Genomic DNA, 16,600 nt, shown 5'->3' with positions numbered 1-16,600 from the left:
ATCGCGAGCAGGCTCACTCCTACAGGGGTATGCATTTCAAATGTAGGAGTGAGCCTGCTCGCGAAGAGGCCGGTTGTCGCGATCAAGAATTCAGGACTTGGTGGCGATCAGGGTAAAACACATCGGCATCTGCGCCTCTCGATTCAGATACTGGTCATACACCTCTTCCCGATTCGAATGCGCATACTCCTTGAAGTGCGCAATATTCAGCCCTGCTCCGATGGCACCGCTGAAAATCGCCCCCAGCGTATGCACAAACCAATACGACTTTGCCGACTGCTGCTCGACTTTGCCGACATAGACAATCGGCTCTTCCTGCACAAACGGCTCGGCGCGGAAGTAGGAACTGGCGAGGCGGTACGGATCTTCCGCATTCGGATCGACCATTTCCAGAAACGGATGGGTTTCGTAGATCACCAGTTTCCCACCCGGTTTCAGCGTTGAGGCGACATGACGGAAGAACTCGCCGATGTCCGGCATCCAGTTGAGAACACCGATGGTGATCAGCGCGACGTCGAAGCGATTCAGCAATGACGCTGGCAAATGATGGATATCGCTTTCGATGAACTCGGCGTTGTGCGGTGAACGCTTGTTCAGCTCACGCGCCTGATCGAGAAACGCCGCCGACTGATCGACACCGACCACGCTTCTGGCACCGAGCGCAAACAGGGAGAGACTCTCACGGCCATTGTTGCAGCCCAGTTGAATGACATCTTTACCGTCGACTTCCAGCAACCCGCTCAAGGTCTCATCAAGACAAGAGAAATCCGCCTGCGCAACCTCGCCGAGCAAGGCCTGCCAATCAGGCGAATCCTGATGATGGCGGGCGGAATCGTTCCACGCCTGTCGATTGCTGTCGATGGCGGTTTTATTGTTGGGCACTTCCATGGCGCACTCCGGACGATACTCGTGATTGAGCGGATCCGAGTCTAGATCAGCCCGGCAATTGCGGTTGTTGCAAACTTGTAAGCCAATTCCTTGGGATCCGATGTGGATCGAGCGTTGGGGGCGTGGGCAGCTATAGTTAATAGCCTTGGGGAAAACCGCACTCGCAGGTGCCGCCATGCAAATGCTCGATCGGCTGCTATTGACCGGCTGTCTGCTCGCCGCCACACAGGCGCAAGCGCTGGACAGCAATTTCAATTATTACGGGCCCAACCAGCCCTTCGCTCACCCTGCTCCGTATTCACTGAGTTCCACACCGCCCAAGCCTTACGACGATACGGCGCCGCAGGATTTCGTGGTCATTCCGGATGACCACGTGTTCTACGATTCACAACTGCCGACGGTGGCGGATGCGACGGTGCGGGTGTTTATCCGCACGTACGATGCCGAGCGCGGGATTTATGTGAATGACGAGGTGCTGGATCCGGGTTGTGTGCTGGAGTGTTTGAGTCGGCAGCAGCATTGATCCGGGTTGCTCACAACATCTGCGGCACCACCGATCCCGTGTAGGAGTGAGCCTGCTCGCGATAGCGGTGTGTCAGTAATAAAAAGGTCGACTGACACACCGCTATCGCGAGCAGGCTCACTCCTACAGGGGATTTGCGGTGGGGCTACCACTGCCGTTTATCCGGCCGGGCGAGGCCGAGTTTTTCGATGCGGTAGCGCAACATGTCGCGGCTCAGGCCCAGCAGGCGCGCGGATTTGGTGACGTTCCAGTCGGTCTTGTCGAGCATTTTGCGCACCATGTCGCGTTCGACTTCCGGCAGGTTCATCGACTCCATATTGCTCGCCGGACGCGGTTCGTAGGGCGACACAGGTTCGTGGTGTTGATGCTGCGGCGGCAACTCGTCACACAGGCTCATGCACACGTTCAATTGATGCGCGGCAATCGTGTCGCTCGGCGCCAGCAACACCGTTTGCTCAAGCATGTTGCGCAACTCGCGCACATTGCCCGGCCAGGTGTAACTGAGCAGCAATTCTTCGGCCTGCTGGCTGAAATGCAGATTCGGCTTGCCATAGCGTTTGCCGTGACTGGCGAGGAAGTGCCGCGCCAGCAGCAAGATATCTTCACCCCGCGCATACAGGCGCGGCACCTTGATCGAAATGATCCGCAAACGAAAAAACAGATCGCGACGGAATTTCCCCTGCTGAACCATTTGCTCCAGGTTGCAGTTGGTCGCGCTGATCACCCGCAGATTGACCTTGCGCTCCTTCACCGAGCCAACCCGGCGAATGGTGCGATCCTCAAGCAACTTCAAAATCTTCGCCTGCAACAGCAGATCCATCTCGCCAATCTCATCAAGAAACAGCGTGCCACCGTCCGCCGCTTCCACCAGGCCGACGCGACGGTCCTTGGCATCGGTGAACGCACCCTTCTCATGCCCGAACAGCTCCGACTCGACCAGATTCGACGGGATCGACGCGCAGTTGAATTCAATAAACGGGCCTTTGCTGCGCGGGCCGTCGAAGTGCAACGCGCGGGCCACCAGTTCCTTACCAGTGCCGGTCTCGCCTTCCACAAGCACCGGTGGCAGATCGGTGTTGGCCATGCGCCGCTCGGCATCGAGCAACTGGCCAATGGTGTTTTTCAGATACTGCATCGGCGCCGAATCGCCGATCAACGCCTGCACACCTGACTTCTGCGCCTCGCGTTCCTGATAGAACGACAACGTGCGCTCCATCCGTTCGGTGGCCAGGGCCTTGTCGAGCAGCAGTTTGAGCTCCGTCAGCGCGACCGGTTTGGTGACGTAATGAAAGGCGCCCTCCTTCATCGCCACCACGGCATCTTCAACGTTGCCGTAACCGGTCATCATGATCACTTTCAGATCCGGCGCGCTGATGCGCAGCTTCTGGATCAGGTCGTGACCGCTCATGCCCGGCAGCGAGTTGTCGGTCAGCACGATGTCGGGCATGAAGGTTTCCAGTTGCCCTAACGCGTCTTCGGCCGAATGGCAGACCGTCACCTCGAAGTCCTTGCGCTCCAGGTAGGTCTGAATATTCTCGGCCAGCAGTTCGTCATCCTCGACCAGCAGAATGCTGTGTTCCATATTCCCCTCCCGATGCCACTTTGAAGTTGAGACTGACGCGGGTTCCTTCCTGCTCTTTGCTGGTCAAAACGACCGAGCCTTGAAAACGCTCCATGATTCTTTTGACCAACGCCAGGCCAACCCCGAGGCCGCCCTGCTTGGTGGTAAAAAACGGTTTGAACACCAACAGTTGCTGCTGCGCGCTCATGCCCTTACCGGTGTCGCTCAGGGTCATGCGCACGCTGTCCGGCTGCGGCGATTCGAACTCGACGGTGAGCACACCGCCCTTGGGCATGGCTTCGAGGGCGTTGGCAAACAGGCTATTGAGTATTTGCGTCAGCAGCACCTTTTGACTGACGACCGGCGCGCAATTCTGCGCAGTGAAGCGCACTTCGACGTTGCAGCGTTTGATCAATGCTTCGAAGGCGCCAACGGTGTCTTCGACCGCCATCACCAGGTCCACCGCCTCGCCGTCGTCATTCATCGGTCGCAGCGACACCAGCAGTTCGCGCACCCAGCGTGACATCCGATCAACCTGACTGATGATGTCGCCAATATTGCGTTGCGCGCCGGGGCTGGCAATTTCCTGGGCCAGTTCAGCGCTGGAACGAATGGTCGCCAGTGGATTGCGCAGGCTGTGCGCCACCGCCGAGGACATCTCGCCGAGGGCGACGAAGGTTTCGTTGCTGATCAGTTGTTGCTGCTGGCTCTGCAGCAATTTCGCCGCGCGGCGGACGATCCAGAACAAGGCTAGAAAAATCGCCGCACCGCCGAAGCAAGTCGCCGCCCAGATCGAGGCGAATCCACGATCGATGCGGTCGACCAGATCCGCCGGCTCCTTGTAGACCTCAACCATGGCGACGACTTTGCTTTTGTCAGCATTGAACATCGGGATGTAGTTCTCGATGAACAGGTATTTCGGTTCGCGCAGCATTTGTTGCTCGGGTTTCTCATCGTCGATCTTGTGGTAGCTGGAGGACACCGGCACTTTCATCTCGAATGATTCGTCGAGTTCATCGTCATCCTTGATGTGCACACCGATAAGCTCAGCGTTGGTCGACCAGATCACCGTGCGATCCAAGGCGTACACCGTGGCCAGGAGAATGTCCGGCAGGTGTTCGACATGGTCAAGAAATTCGATACGCGCAGAAGCCTGTAACACAGGGTCGACATCTGGGAAGTTGCCGTCCTGGCGCGGGTCGAGCATTTCGCCCATCGTCCGGTTCGGATTGATTTTGGCGTGGCGCATTTCCGCCGCGCCAATGGCCTCAACGAATTGCGCGGTCAGCAGCGCATCGCGCTCGACACTTTCGGTGACCACGAAGCGTGTGGAGATATAACCCAGCCCCAACGCCACGGCGGCGATGATGAAAAAACTCGCGAGCGAGAACCAGCGCAGCAAATTGAACTGCTCGCGCCAGCCCTTGCATGCGACCGATGCGTTCGGTGCAGAGGTTTTTTGTGCTTCCAGTCGCTGCATGGGAGTGGCCCTGGAGTTTTATATCGCGCTGCTTACAGCCATCAGTGTAGGTGGCTCTGACCGCGACACACGGTTCAATGATGCTATTTCGCCGCTACCGCATCTGACTCACCGTCGCGGCTGGATCGCCCGGTTTTACTGGCGTCAAAGCACCGTCGGTCATGGCCGCAGTGGACGGTTGCTGACGCTCTGTTTCATCGCTGAGAAAGTCGATGATCGACTGCGCGGACGGCTCGTCGAGGCGCAGGTTGGGCATCGGAATTCGCTCGAATTGTTCATACAGTTGCAACGCGATCGGATCTTTTTCCGCGAGCAAGCGATCCGGTTCGCGGATCCAGCGATTCAACCACTCGGGATCGCGGCGGCGGGTTACGCCAATCAAGTCCGGGCCGATGCTGCGCATGCCGATGCCCTGCCCATCCATAGGGCCGAGGCTGTGGCACGAGGCGCAGCGGGTGCGGAACAGTTCTTCGCCATTGCTGGGCGGGCGAATGTCCGGGGCATTGGCGTAGCTTTCTTCGATGCTCGGCTGTTTCCAGTTCTGCAGGGTGTTGGCCAGTTGATCGGCGAGGATCCACGGGTTTTCGAACGGCGAGGCCTTCATCCAACGCCCGGTGCTCTGGTTACCGACGATCAGGCTGAGGTTGTGATCCTTGCTGCGACCGTTGTCGACGCCTTCGATGAACAGCCCGAGCTTCTTGCGCAGGTCGGTGACGTCTTCGAATTCGCCGGTGAGAAACCTCCAGCCGGGGCCGACCTTGAAGCGTTGCGAATAAGCCTTGAGCACTTCGGGCGTGTCGCTGAGCGGGTCGATGCTGATCGAGTAAAAGAAAATGTCCTGGCCGACCCGATCACCGAGCAGTTTCTGCACCTGACGCAGGCGTGCAGTTTCCAGTGGGCAAGAGTCGCTGCACGAGGTGAAGATGAAGTTGATCACCACCACTTTGTCTTTGATCAGGTCATCGAAGAAATGCATCTGCCGACCGTCCTGATCGGTCAGCAGGGTGTTGGGGAAATAGTCGCCACCCCACGGGGTGGCGGATTCACTGGCCGCTGGCGGTTCGCCGACGCTAGCCTGGTGTGCCAGCAGCACACGGCTGCCGAGCACGCAGGCCACCAGCAGCAGCACCAGATGCATGCCCAGCGCCCGGGAGCGCGGGGTATGCAGCGGTTGGCTGTCACCGTGGCGACGGTTCATGGCTTGACCACCACTTGTGGGCCAACACCGTCACCGTTGCGGAAGGTAGGCAGCGCGGCGGAGTTGACGTAGCGCACACCGTCCCAGCTCGGCAGAGGGGTTGGCATCAGTTGCAGCTGCCCGGGCTTCTCCAGATCCCAACGCAGCAGCATCGAGTTGTCCTCATGCTGGGTGTTGTGACAGTGCTCCATGTAGGTCCCGGCAAACTCGCGGAAGTTGATCGCCATCTCGACGCTGTCCAGCCCATCGTTTTCCGAACCGATGCGATAGACGTCCTTGCGCGCCCATTTTTCCCACTCTGGCGGGGCCTTGCCGCCGCGACTGAGGATGATCCCCTCCTCGAAGTGCACATGCACCGGATGGCTCCAGCCCGTGCCGCCGGCCTTGATGTTCCACACTTCCAGGGTGCCGAAGCCAGTAACACCGGCGTCGGTCGGGCCGCTGGACAACTGGGTAGAGGCGTTCAGCCGACGCGGGTCCATGTGGAAGCCGAACCCGCCGTCAGTCTTGACCGTCCACGGCGCCTCATCGGTGCCGTCGGAGCGGCCGAAGGTGAAAGTGCGGTGGCGGGCCTTGGCCAGCACGGCTTTATCGGCCGCGTTGTCGCGGTGGATCTTCAGCGGGATCATCACCAGCCCTTCAGCCTTGCCCGGTTTCGCCGGTTCGTAGGCTGCCGGGTTCATCGCCAGATCCTGGCCGGTGTAAGCCTTGACGTTAAGCTGCAAGACCTTGCCTACCGCCGGGTCACCTCTGTCCCATTGCGGGCCCTTGCTGGTCTGCTTGATCACCGCCAGGTATCTCTCCGACAGGATGTCGCCCAACGGGATGACGTCTTTGGGTCCCTTGCCGTCGTCGTGAGCCTGCAGGTTGACGAAGAACAGCTTATCGCCTGGCTTGATGCCGTTTTTCGAAAAGTTGACGATGATGTCGAAGCGCTCGGCGATGCCCTGAGTCGGCAGGATCGCGTTGTGGTTCTGTTTGTCGCCATCGGCATCGAGATCCATGCTGCCGTCAAACGGTACGCTGTGTTCCATGATGTTGCCGTCGTTGGCAATCATGTGAAACGGCACGCGACTGTACGACACGCCGGAGTTTTTCGGCCCCTGGAACTCGCCGCTGGTGCCTTTGATTTCCCGCACCAGCGCCAGTTTGAAGTAGCGCGACACCGAGCCGTTGAGAATGCGGAAGCGATAGCTGCGTGCGCGCACGTCGAGGGTCGGTTTCCACTGCCAGTTGACCAGTAATTGGTCACCGAGGAAGCCGTCGGTGTTGAACGGGTTGAACCACAACTGCCCTTCCTGATCCCACGCCTTGTCGGCAAACACCAGGTTGACGTCGTAGTCACGGTTGCCCCATGGCAAGGCACTGCCGCTGGGCAGACGCAGGTTAACGCCGTCGTCCACCGACTCGTTGCCGCGATCCAGCGCGCTGTAGTAGTTCATCATCGCCGCGTTGCCCTTGTAGACGTTCTGCGCGGTGAAATCGAGCATGTGATCGTGGAACCAGTGGGTGCTCATGGTCTCGCGCCAGTCGCCACGGATTTTGATGGTGCCGTGGTCGCAGGTTTTCTTCGCGGGGGCCAGGTCGTTGACCCACAAGGTTTCACCCGCTGCGCAAGGGAACGCCGCACGCGGGTCTTCAGCCTTGGTGTTGATGCTGTCGTAACCGGCGAGCTGGATCGGCCAGCGATAGTCGTAGAACTGCCCCGGAAAGAAGAACGCGTTGGCATAGCCATCGCTTTCCGCCGGCGCGTGACCGTTGTGCTCGTGGGTACTGATGGTGTGGAGACCGAAGCCTCGATTGGCCGACGGGTCGATCGGCAAGCCGTTGTAGTGGCGCATCATCACCGGTTGGCCGTAGCGCACCATCAACAGTTTCGGCGGCAACGTACCGTCGAAGGTCCACACCGAGTTGTGGTTTTGCGCCGGCATTGCCGGGTGGAAACGCGGATCAACCCCCTTGGCGGTGCCATCGGTCAGCGGCACGCCAGCGACGTTGTGATACAAGCCGCCGGGGCCGAATTCGCCCACTGCGTAATGGTGCATTTGCACACTGTCACGCAGGCCACCATTGAGACGCGCGCCGGTCTGTACGGTTTTGTAAGCGACTTGCGGGTAGAACTCGTTCCAGCGCTGGTGCGCCCAGCCTTTTCCGGGTGGCCGACCTTCGGCGGACGAGCCGATGTGCCGGTTGAGGTACACCTCGATCTGCGCCTGCCACGGGTTGCGGTCGACGACATTGGCGAACTGGCTGGGGAATGGCGTCAGCCCCGGTTGGCGCAGGAACGCATCGAGGGCGGTGCCGGGTGGCGCGCTGCGGGCGATGTTGTTCGGGTCCTGAGCCGGTGCCGGGCCAATCGCGGCGGGCGGAAACGGCAACGGCGCGGCCGGGGTGGTCGGGTCGAGCTTTTCCGGGCCGAACTCTTCGAACAGGGTCAACTGCTGAGTGAACGGTTGCGCGCCATAGAGCGGGCTCGGCTTGCCGTTGGTGGGGTAGTTGAAACTGGTTTGCACCGTCGGCGGCAGAATGTTTTCCGTGCGGGTCGAGTCGCGGCTGCCTTTGACGCCGTCGGGCAAGTCGAAGGAATCTTCGTTGGCCTCGGGCAGGGTCAGGATGTTATTGAGCGCGCCGGCGCGGTCGGCCGGTTCGTCGTAGTACGCCGAGGGATCGGAGACTTCTGGCTGTCGCTCGTCATCGATGGGGCTGGCGCGGACGCCGGCCATGCTGCCGAGGGTCAACATCAGAAAGACGCTCAAGGGCGTCAGCAAAAAGGTGTTGCTTGGGTCACGCGTTGTTCTGTCCATCACCAGCCGCCTCATCAAGGAAGGGGTGATGGTGTTTTGCAACTAGTGCGCCAAGAAATTATTTCCAGTTGTTACAGGGAGTTGAGGATGCTGTGAGTTTCCCCACTCCCCGGTGACCGGGGCTTGACACCCACTGATGGGGGAGGTTCATAAATATTTTGAGGTAATGCAAACCTCATGTAGGAGCTGCCGAAGGCTCGGGCCGCGATCGGACGATCTTTTGATCTTGGTTTCTAAGATCAAGATCAACAGATCGCAGCCTTCGGCAGCTCCTACAGGGGGAATGTGTGAATCAGGGGACGAGTTGGAAGGCCAACCGCACGGTGGTGCCCTCGCCTTCACGGCTGTCGAGGGTCACGCCGCCACCGAAGCGTTCCATGATGCGCTTGACCAGCACCAGACCGACCCCGAGACCGCCAGACTTGGTGGTGAAAAACGGCCGGAACGCCATGGTCCGTTGCTCTTCGTTCATGCCTTTACCCGTGTCGCTGAGCACCACGCACACGCCACGGTCGTCGCTCGGTTCCAGGCTGACGGTCAGCGTGCCGCCCTTGTCCATCGCCTCCAGCGCATTGGCCAGCAGGCTGTTGAGGATCTGTGTCAGTTGCACCGGCTGGCTGAGCACCATCGGTGTGTGCTGCGGATGAAACACCACCTGCACGCCAGCTCTGGCGATCTGCTGTTCAAACGCGACAAGGCTTTCGTGCAACGCCGCCACCAGGTTCACCGGTTCCGGGTCATCGTTGAGTGGTCGCAGCGATTGCAGCAGCTCGCGCACCCACTTCGACATGCGGTCGACCTGACCGATGATGTCGTTGATGTTCTTCTGCGCCGGGCCGGCGTCGAACTCCAGCGCCAGTTCAGCGCTGGAACGGATGGTCGCCAGCGGATTGCGCAGACTGTGCGCCACGGCGGAAGACATCTCGCCCAGGGCGACAAAGGTTTCGTTGGCGATCAGTTGTTTTTGCTGGGCCGCGAGCAGAATCGCCGCGCGCCGCACGATCCAGTACAGGCCCAGATAAATCAGCCCGCCACCCAGTGCGGTGGCCAGCCAGATCAGAACCAATCCGCGCTCCATGCGTGCGATCAGATCCTTGGGCTCCTTGTAGATTTCGACCATTGCTGTGACGTTCTTGCCCTCGGCGTCAAACAGCGGAATGTAGTTCTCGATGAAGATGTAGTCCGGTGGCGTGATGAATTTCTGTTCTTCGCGGGCCTTGTCGACGTCGTGGTAGCTGGCGGATACCGGAATCTTTTCGTTGAAGGCACGATCGAGGTCCTCGTCGGCATGAATGCTGGTACCGATCAGCACCGGGTTGGTTGACCAGATCACCTGGCGGTCGGGCGCATAAATATTGGCCAGAATCACATCCGGCAAGTGTTCGATGTGATCGAGAAACTCGCCCCGAGCATCGGCCCGGGCTTGCGGACTGACGTCGGGAAAGTTCGTGTCCTGACGCGGGTCGAGCAATTCACCCATCGTGCGGATATTGGGAATGGAAACGTGACGTACCTCGGCCGAAGCGATGGCCTGTATGAACTGGGCGGTGAGCAAGGCATCGCGCTGCACGCTTTCATCAATGACAAAACGCGTCGACACCGCGCCAAGCGCGATGGCCACGGTACCAATCACCGCCATGCTGATCAGCGAAAACCAGCGCAGCAGGTTGAACGACTGCTTGCGCGAGCCCAAGCGCAGATTGCCCTCCTCGACCGGAAGCGATTTCGACTGCATGTTCATGGCGGCGACTTCTCTATACGTCCCTATAGGGTTATAGCCCACGGGTGGGGTTTGCCCGGTTGCGGGGATATCGCCCCGGTTGAGTTGATCCCACAGACACCGCTAATCCCTTGTAGGAGTGAGCCTGCTCGCGATGGCGGTGGGTCAGTCGACACACTCGTCACAGGAAGTACGCCTTCGCGAGCAGGCTCGCTCCCACAGTGGCCTGTTTCGCTCACCTGTTTTGTGTTCACCGAAGACCCCTGTAGGAGTGAGCCTGCTCGCGATAGCGGTGGGTCAGCTGAGATTTTTGGTACAGGGAGACCGCTATCGCGAGCAGGCTCACTCTTACAGGGGGTTTATGTTCGGCAGGTCATGAGTGTTCATCCCCACCGTCCCCGATTCTGGGGAATGACGCCCTTTCCCCACGGGCCAAAAACCTGACCCTTCTGCGCGTCAAGCCCTCTATCCCGGCCCTCTCCAGCCCATTCACCGCACCTTGGCATGGAAGGTGTACAGGCCCTGTGCAACTGACCCATCCCCAAGGGGCAGGTACTTTGATAGAGGGATTAACTCATGCACCCTTTACTGTCCAAAACCGCGACTGTCCTGGTCGTGAGCGCATTGGCCCAGGGCATTGCCCAGGCCGCTTTGTTTGCTGTTGATCCGGGCCCGTACACGCCGGCCAACGGCGGTTTCGCCAGTTGGTATCAGGACTCCCACGGTCGCACCCTGGATCTGTGCCTGTCCAAAGCGCTCAGCTCCCGAGTACCCAGCGCCCCCGGCGCGCCGTCGTACATGTGCTCGCTGCTACCGACCCCCGGCGTGTTCGATGACGCGCAACCGATTGTCTTCCCGACAAACTTTCCCGACGAAGCGTTCTGGTTCACCGGCGAAACGGCCCTCGTCGACGCCGCACGGGGGATTGATCTGGGCTACGTCAGCGCCATCGAAGCCGCATTCGCCGCTGAAGAGCCGGTCGAGGGCGATCAAGTCAGCTTCGCCCGAATCCGCATTCGCGTCGATGTACCGACCGCCGGCACCTATGTCATCACCCACCCGTATGGCGTCGACGTGTTCAACATCGACACCCCCGGGCGGCGCGCGATCAACATGACTCGCGACATTGGTATCGGCACGCCGAAAACCTATGACGGCGCGCTCAAGGGTGACATCGGACCGTTCCTGCGCAGCGTCAACGGTCCCTACACCGAGACCAATCCGCTGACCGGTGCCGCCGAACAATTCGTCGGCGACCCGAACCTCAACGAGGCAGTCACCGGCAGCCCGTTCAACACTAACTACGTACGCATCGAAGGCCCTAACGGCCTCGATCTGCGAACGAACGTGTTCGCCGTCTCCGGCAAGTTGTCGACGGTGGTCCGGCCTACGCCAATGATCACCCAGCGCAGCACCTACTCGCGCAAGGCCGGCGACAGCGCACCGGTGGCGCAGCAAGACGTGTTCGTCCTTGCTCCGCCAGCTCCGGGTACGGCGGCCGTCACCAGCAGCACCCCGGTGCTGAACATGACCGAAGCCAACAGCACCGGCAGCTGGTACGCGCAGTCCTCGGTCAACCCGACCTTGCCAACTACTTTGCAAGTGACCGCCGACAACCACCTGGCCATCGCCAGCAGCACGCCGACCACCCTGCCCATGACCCTGACCGACCTGGTGGTGATCCAGAGCGCGCAATACAGCCTCAGCTCCGGACAACTGACCGTGGTCGCCTCGACCAGTGACGAAACCTCGCCGCCGGTACTCACCGCCACCTCCGGCAGCGGCGCCGCCATCGGCGCGCTGGGCGGCGACGGCGCGCTGGGCGGCGACGGCGCGGTGAAAACCCTGGCCACCGGAATCTCGCCGATCCCACCGGCCAAGGTTCGGGTGACGTCGTCCAACGGCGGCAGCGATACCGAAGAAGTGGTCATCGTGCAATGAACGCTCACATGCCCAGATCCGCATCAGGAGGCATCATGAACAAGTGGCCACGCTTTGCGCTCAACGCGCTCGGGCTCGCTCTCTCGCTGACCGGCAGTGCCTATGCGCAACTCGCCGCCGTCGACCCCGGCCCCTACACCTTCGCCACCGGGAAATTCCCGATGTGGTATCAGGACAACAATCTGCTGTCGATGGAACTGTGCCAGTCGCGTGCTGCCAGTTCGCGCGTTGCCGCGACCACGCCGCCGGCTTACATGTGCATTCTCTTGGCCGAGCCAGGCATCTACGACGATGCCCAGCCGATGATTTTCCCGGACAACTGGCCGCCGGAAGCCTTCTGGTTCCTGGCCGAAACCACGATTGCCGACAACGCTGCCGGTTATGGTGTGGACGCCTATGTCGCCGGGATCGAAGCGGCATTCGCCTCGGAAAATCCGGCGGACGGTGATCAGCAAAGCTTTGCGCGGATTCGCATCCGGGTAAACGTACCCGTTGCCGGCACCTACACCATCACGCACCCGTATGGCGTCGAGACGGTCAATGTCACCGCACCCGGGCGCCGCGCGATCAACATCACCCGCGACATCGGCATCGGTGCACCAGGCAATTTCACCGGTGCCGTCAATGGCGCCATCGGACCGTTCCTGCGCAGCGTCAACGGCCCGTACACCGAAGTGAACCCGGACACCGGCGCCACGGAAACTTTCGTCGGTGACCCGAACCTCAACGAAGCGGTGACCGGCAGTCCGTTCAACACCAACTTCCTGCGCATCACCGGGCCGGCCGGGACGATCCAGTCGAACGTGTTCAGCCTGTCCGGCAAAGTGCTCGACAACCGTCAGCAGACCCAAGTGGAAATCGATCGCGCCACTTATCGCCGCACAGCCGCTGGCGTGCGTGCCGAAGTGTTTGCCAAGGCCAGTAACAGCTCGACCCTGTGCTTCCGTGAAACCGTTGCGCTGCTGCCTGGCCCACCGCCAACGCCGTGCCAGACCAGTCTGTTGGGTGACAACAATGGTCTGTTCTTCGGCCACCGCTTGGGCACTGGCGCGGTACCTCCGGTAGTCGTCGTGACCGCCACCAACCCCGCCGGCACCACGCGTCCGACGGCCGTGTCGGCCAAGCTCACCGACGTGGTGAAAGTGCAGACCGCGCGCTACAACTGGGCCAACCATAGCTTGCTGATCGAGGCCACCTCGAGCGATGAAGTGGCGATCCCCGACATGGTTGCCCAGGGCTACGGACGTCTGTCGAAAACCGGCACCCTGCAGCGCATCACCGTCGCCGACCTGACTCAGCCACCCGCTACCGTGACGGTGAAATCTGCCGCTGGCGGTGGTGACACCGAAGCGGTCGTCGTGGTCGGCAGCGCGCCAGACACAGGTGAAAACCAGGCGCCAATCACCAACGCCGACAGCGGCAGCACCAGCTTCGGCGTGCCGATCACCCTCAGTCTGTTGACCAACGACAGCGATCCTGATGGTGACAATCCGCTGGGCATCACCGCGTTGACTCAACCGGCCGCCGGCCAAGGCACCGTCGCCCTCAACGGCACCACATCGGTGGTCTACACCCCGCCAGCGGTAGTCAACGCGCCACTGACCACGACCTTCACCTACAAAGCGCAGGACGCCAAAGGCCTGGCCTCGGCCAACCCGGCGACCGTAACCATCACCGTCGCGCCCAACCAGGCACCGACCGCCGTCGCCGACAGCGTCGCCACTCTGGGCGTAGCGATCCCGATCAACGTGCTGGCCAACGACACCGATCCGGAAGGCAACGTGCCGCTGGCCATCAACAGCCTGACCCAACCGGCCGCCGGGCGCGGCACGGTCAGCAGCAACGGCACGGTGATCACCTACACCCCACCGGCCACCGTGACCACGGCGTTCACCACGACCTTCACCTACATCGCCCGGGACGCCTTCGGTGCCCTGTCGACGCCGGCCACGGTCACGGTGCAAGTGTCGCCACGGCCAGCAGCGGAAACGTTCGCCGTCACCGCGTCAACGGTGCAGGCACGTTCCGGCGGACGCTTCAACTGGGACTTCACCGGCACCTCGTCAGTGACCACCGGCAACACCATCACCGTGCAGGTGACCACCCCTTCCGGGCTGGTCACCCTTGGCACCACCACGGTGCCGTTGACCGGACGCTGGCGGCTGACGCTGAACAACACGCTGGTGGTGCCATCGGCCAACCCGACCGCGACGATCCGCTCGTCCCAGGGCACCGTGCGCACGGTCTCGGTGACCACGCTGTAGGCCTGCGCCCCAGCCACCTGCGGGTGGCTGGGGCGTGCTCCGCAACCGGATAACGCCACACAGGATTTTCGCCATGAACACGCCGACCGCCGCCCTGCTTTGCCTGCTCCTGCTGTGCAGCAGTGCAGGCGTGCGTGCCGACGACCTGATGGAAAACGACGACCTGGCCCCGACCAGCAGCGACCTCGGCGAACTGCCCCCACCGGTGGGTCAGCAAGCCCTGATCGACCAGCTCGGCCAGGCCAACGTCGCCCTGCTGCAACAGAACGGTCAGTCGCTGCTCGGGCAAATCGTGCAATCGGGCAGTAATCAGGAGGCGTACATCCTGCAACAGGGCAGCGACCTGATGGCGCTGATCAACCAGAACGGTTCCGGCAATGCCGCCTCAATCACGCAAAACGGCAGCCACAACCGCGCGCAGATTTCGCAAAACGGCAACAACAACGACGCCAGCATCGAGCAGGCCGGCGCGGGGCTGCAAAGCGCCGTGACCCAGTCGGGCAACGGCATGAGCGTTTCGGTCAAGCAATATCGCTAAGCACTGCCAATCATCGGAGAGTTCATCATGTTCAAACTGACGCCCCTCACCGCCGCCATCCTGGTCATAATCAGTGCCCAGGCGATGGCCGACGACAGCCTGTCCAACCAAAGCCAGGTCGGTACCGCCAACATCGCCGACGTGAAACAGACCCAAGCCCCGTTCAGCACCGCCACCCAGACCCAATTGGGCCAGGGCAACGACGCCGCCGCCGTGCAAGACCACGCCACCAGCGTGATCACCCAGGACGCGGTCGGCGACTACAACGCCGCTTACGCCGAACAGCTTTACGAAGACAACGCCACCATCACCCAGCAACAAGTCGGCGCCTTCAACACCGCCCACGCCAGCCAGTCGCTGGGCTTCGGCTCACCGAACAGCGCGCTGCAACAGCAGCAAGGCACCGGCAACTTCTCGTTTATCTATCAGGACTCGCAAAACGGCAGCGAAGGCAAAACCTTCCAGTTCGGCGACAGCAACGAAGCCAACATCGAGCAACTTTATGAAGGCAGCGGCAACAGTTCAGTGATTACCCAATACGGCACAGCCAACTACGGCACCGCCGAACAAGTGCTGCACAACGGCGGCCAGATCGGCATCAACCAAGCCGGCGAAGGCAACTACGCCTACGGCGACCAGCGCAATGGCACTGGCGGCAACATCAGCATCAACCAGTTCGGCAACCTCAACGGCACCGAAATCTGGCAGGACGCGCAACTGGCCAGTCAGGCGACCGTCAACCAATACGGTGACAGCAACGAAACCGTGGTCGACCAAAGCTTCGGCGAAAACAACACCGCCGCCGTCACCCAGGTCGGCAACAGCAACGCGATCTACGCCGACCAGTTCGAATCGGTCAACTCGACACTGGCGCTGTATCAGGTCGGTAACGGCAACGTGCACTTCACCTACCAGAACGGCGACAGCCACGTGCTCAACGCCACCTCGGTGGGCAACGACAACAAGGTCTATGCCAGCAACTGGAAAGGTCCGCAATCCGGCGGCCAGTTCGGCAGCGGCCAACGCGCGACAGTTACTCAGGCGGGCAATGGCAACATCGCCAGCTTCACTCAGGATGGCGTCGGGCAAGTCATGACCACGCATCAGACCGGGACTGGCAACAAGACCACGGTCAGTCAGGCTGATTCCTACAACGAGCTGTATTTTGATCAGAATGGTAGCGACAACATTTTGATCTCGGATCAACGCGGCACGGGCAACCTGGTGCAGGGTTCTTCGAATGGCACGGGCAACAGCGCTGATTTCGATCAGTCGGGGTCAGGGAACCAGGCGTATACCGCGCAGCTGTATGGCAGTGACAACATGATCACCGTGAAACAAGCGGATACGATGAACGTGGCGTATGTGACCCAGGGCGGGACGGGGAACATTGCCAATGTCGATCAGAGCGGGGTTACGCAGACGGCGAATATTCAGCAGTTCGGCTCGGCTAACCAGGCGACGGTGTTGCAGCAGTAGGGGTTGGGTGTTGATGGGCCGCGATTCTCTGGTGAGGGGGGTCGCGGTTTTTTTTGCGCTGACGTTTGAGTTGCGTCCTACGGAAAACGGAACGTTTTTAGAAATTCGGGGAGTTTTCTGACAAGTTCTGGCGGTTGGCCGTCGGAAGTGCAGGCTCTAGGATTTGCCGGGACAACTTGATCCTCATGGAGCTTGGCCTACATG

General features: G+C 60.8%; 11 protein-coding genes. 5 read left to right on the top strand and 6 right to left on the bottom strand.

Going from position 1 to position 16,600, the window contains the following annotated elements; translation table 11 throughout:
• Positions 1-90: 90 nt before the first annotated feature.
• Positions 91-888: a class I SAM-dependent methyltransferase gene (locus LOY43_RS10440; RefSeq protein ID WP_258709569.1), complete on the bottom strand. Its 798-nt coding sequence runs from the start codon at positions 886-888 to the stop codon at positions 91-93.
• 175 nt (positions 889-1,063) lie between these two features.
• On the opposite strand from LOY43_RS10440, the gene LOY43_RS10435 reads away from it, so the two are divergent.
• Positions 1,064-1,411 carry a hypothetical protein gene (locus LOY43_RS10435; protein ID WP_220558542.1) on the top strand — a complete coding sequence of 116 codons (348 nt, stop codon included), beginning with the start codon at positions 1,064-1,066 and terminating at the stop codon, positions 1,409-1,411.
• A gap of 145 nt (positions 1,412-1,556) precedes the next feature.
• Here LOY43_RS10435 and LOY43_RS10430 read toward each other — a convergent pair whose 3' ends face one another.
• The 5 genes from LOY43_RS10430 to LOY43_RS10410 all read right to left on the bottom strand — a co-directional run bounded on the left by LOY43_RS10430 (position 1,557) and on the right by LOY43_RS10410 (position 10,195).
• Positions 1,557-2,993 carry a sigma-54 dependent transcriptional regulator gene (locus tag LOY43_RS10430; protein WP_095047555.1) on the bottom strand — a complete coding sequence of 479 codons (1,437 nt, stop codon included), beginning with the start codon at positions 2,991-2,993 and terminating at the stop codon, positions 1,557-1,559.
• Positions 2,962-4,452 carry a HAMP domain-containing sensor histidine kinase gene (locus LOY43_RS10425; RefSeq protein WP_258709568.1) on the bottom strand — a complete coding sequence of 497 codons (1,491 nt, stop codon included), beginning with the start codon at positions 4,450-4,452 and terminating at the stop codon, positions 2,962-2,964. The genes LOY43_RS10430 and LOY43_RS10425 overlap by 32 nt, the downstream gene beginning before the upstream one ends.
• Before the next feature lie 94 nt (positions 4,453-4,546).
• Entirely contained in the window at positions 4,547-5,650 is a 1,104-nt protein-coding gene (locus tag LOY43_RS10420; protein WP_095047557.1) for an SCO family protein, read from the bottom strand.
• Positions 5,647-8,454, bottom strand: coding sequence for a multicopper oxidase domain-containing protein (locus tag LOY43_RS10415; protein WP_258709567.1), 2,808 nt, complete (start codon positions 8,452-8,454; stop codon positions 5,647-5,649). The genes LOY43_RS10420 and LOY43_RS10415 overlap by 4 nt, the downstream gene beginning before the upstream one ends.
• A gap of 292 nt (positions 8,455-8,746) precedes the next feature.
• On the bottom strand, positions 8,747-10,195 hold the full coding sequence (locus tag LOY43_RS10410) for a sensor histidine kinase (RefSeq protein WP_258709566.1): 1,449 nt from the start codon (positions 10,193-10,195) through the stop codon (positions 8,747-8,749).
• 555 nt (positions 10,196-10,750) lie between these two features.
• Here LOY43_RS10410 and LOY43_RS10405 point away from each other — a divergent pair.
• The 4 genes from LOY43_RS10405 (at position 10,751) to LOY43_RS10390 (ending at position 16,396) form a co-directional block, all read left to right on the top strand.
• A complete protein-coding gene (locus LOY43_RS10405; protein WP_258709565.1) occupies positions 10,751-12,115 on the top strand; it encodes a hypothetical protein in 1,365 nt (454 codons plus the stop codon).
• A 35-nt stretch (positions 12,116-12,150) separates the two neighbouring features.
• Entirely contained in the window at positions 12,151-14,379 is a 2,229-nt protein-coding gene (locus LOY43_RS10400) for an Ig-like domain-containing protein (RefSeq protein ID WP_258709564.1), read from the top strand.
• A 73-nt stretch (positions 14,380-14,452) separates the two neighbouring features.
• A complete protein-coding gene (locus LOY43_RS10395; RefSeq protein WP_110721043.1) occupies positions 14,453-14,917 on the top strand; it encodes a curlin in 465 nt (154 codons plus the stop codon).
• Between the two features lie 27 nt (positions 14,918-14,944).
• Complete coding sequence (locus LOY43_RS10390; RefSeq protein WP_258709563.1) at positions 14,945-16,396, top strand: curlin; 1,452 nt, start codon at positions 14,945-14,947, stop codon at positions 16,394-16,396.
• The last annotated feature ends 204 nt before the right edge of the window (positions 16,397-16,600 follow it).

This window comes from Pseudomonas sp. B21-041 (genome assembly GCF_024748675.1).
GTDB lineage: Bacteria > Pseudomonadota > Gammaproteobacteria > Pseudomonadales > Pseudomonadaceae > Aquipseudomonas > Aquipseudomonas neuropathica.
The sequence above is the reverse complement of the archived record's forward strand: the minus strand, read 5'-3'. Positions and strand labels throughout refer to the sequence as shown.

What these genes read in the sequence shown, in the direction of transcription:
- LOY43_RS10395 (WP_110721043.1), top strand. Translation starts at nt 14,453, where the DNA reads ATGAACACGCCGACCGCCGCCCTGCTTTGCCTGCTCCTGCTGTGCAGC.
- LOY43_RS10430 (WP_095047555.1), bottom strand. Translation starts at nt 2,993, where the DNA reads ATGGAACACAGCATTCTGCTGGTCGAGGATGACGAACTGCTGGCCGAG.
- LOY43_RS10425 (WP_258709568.1), bottom strand. Translation starts at nt 4,452, where the DNA reads ATGCAGCGACTGGAAGCACAAAAAACCTCTGCACCGAACGCATCGGTC.
- LOY43_RS10415 (WP_258709567.1), bottom strand. Translation starts at nt 8,454, where the DNA reads ATGGACAGAACAACGCGTGACCCAAGCAACACCTTTTTGCTGACGCCC.
- LOY43_RS10410 (WP_258709566.1), bottom strand. Translation starts at nt 10,195, where the DNA reads ATGAACATGCAGTCGAAATCGCTTCCGGTCGAGGAGGGCAATCTGCGC.
- LOY43_RS10420 (WP_095047557.1), bottom strand. Translation starts at nt 5,650, where the DNA reads ATGAACCGTCGCCACGGTGACAGCCAACCGCTGCATACCCCGCGCTCC.
- LOY43_RS10400 (WP_258709564.1), top strand. Translation starts at nt 12,151, where the DNA reads ATGAACAAGTGGCCACGCTTTGCGCTCAACGCGCTCGGGCTCGCTCTC.
- LOY43_RS10405 (WP_258709565.1), top strand. Translation starts at nt 10,751, where the DNA reads ATGCACCCTTTACTGTCCAAAACCGCGACTGTCCTGGTCGTGAGCGCA.
- LOY43_RS10435 (WP_220558542.1), top strand. Translation starts at nt 1,064, where the DNA reads ATGCAAATGCTCGATCGGCTGCTATTGACCGGCTGTCTGCTCGCCGCC.
- LOY43_RS10390 (WP_258709563.1), top strand. Translation starts at nt 14,945, where the DNA reads ATGTTCAAACTGACGCCCCTCACCGCCGCCATCCTGGTCATAATCAGT.
- LOY43_RS10440 (WP_258709569.1), bottom strand. Translation starts at nt 888, where the DNA reads ATGGAAGTGCCCAACAATAAAACCGCCATCGACAGCAATCGACAGGCG.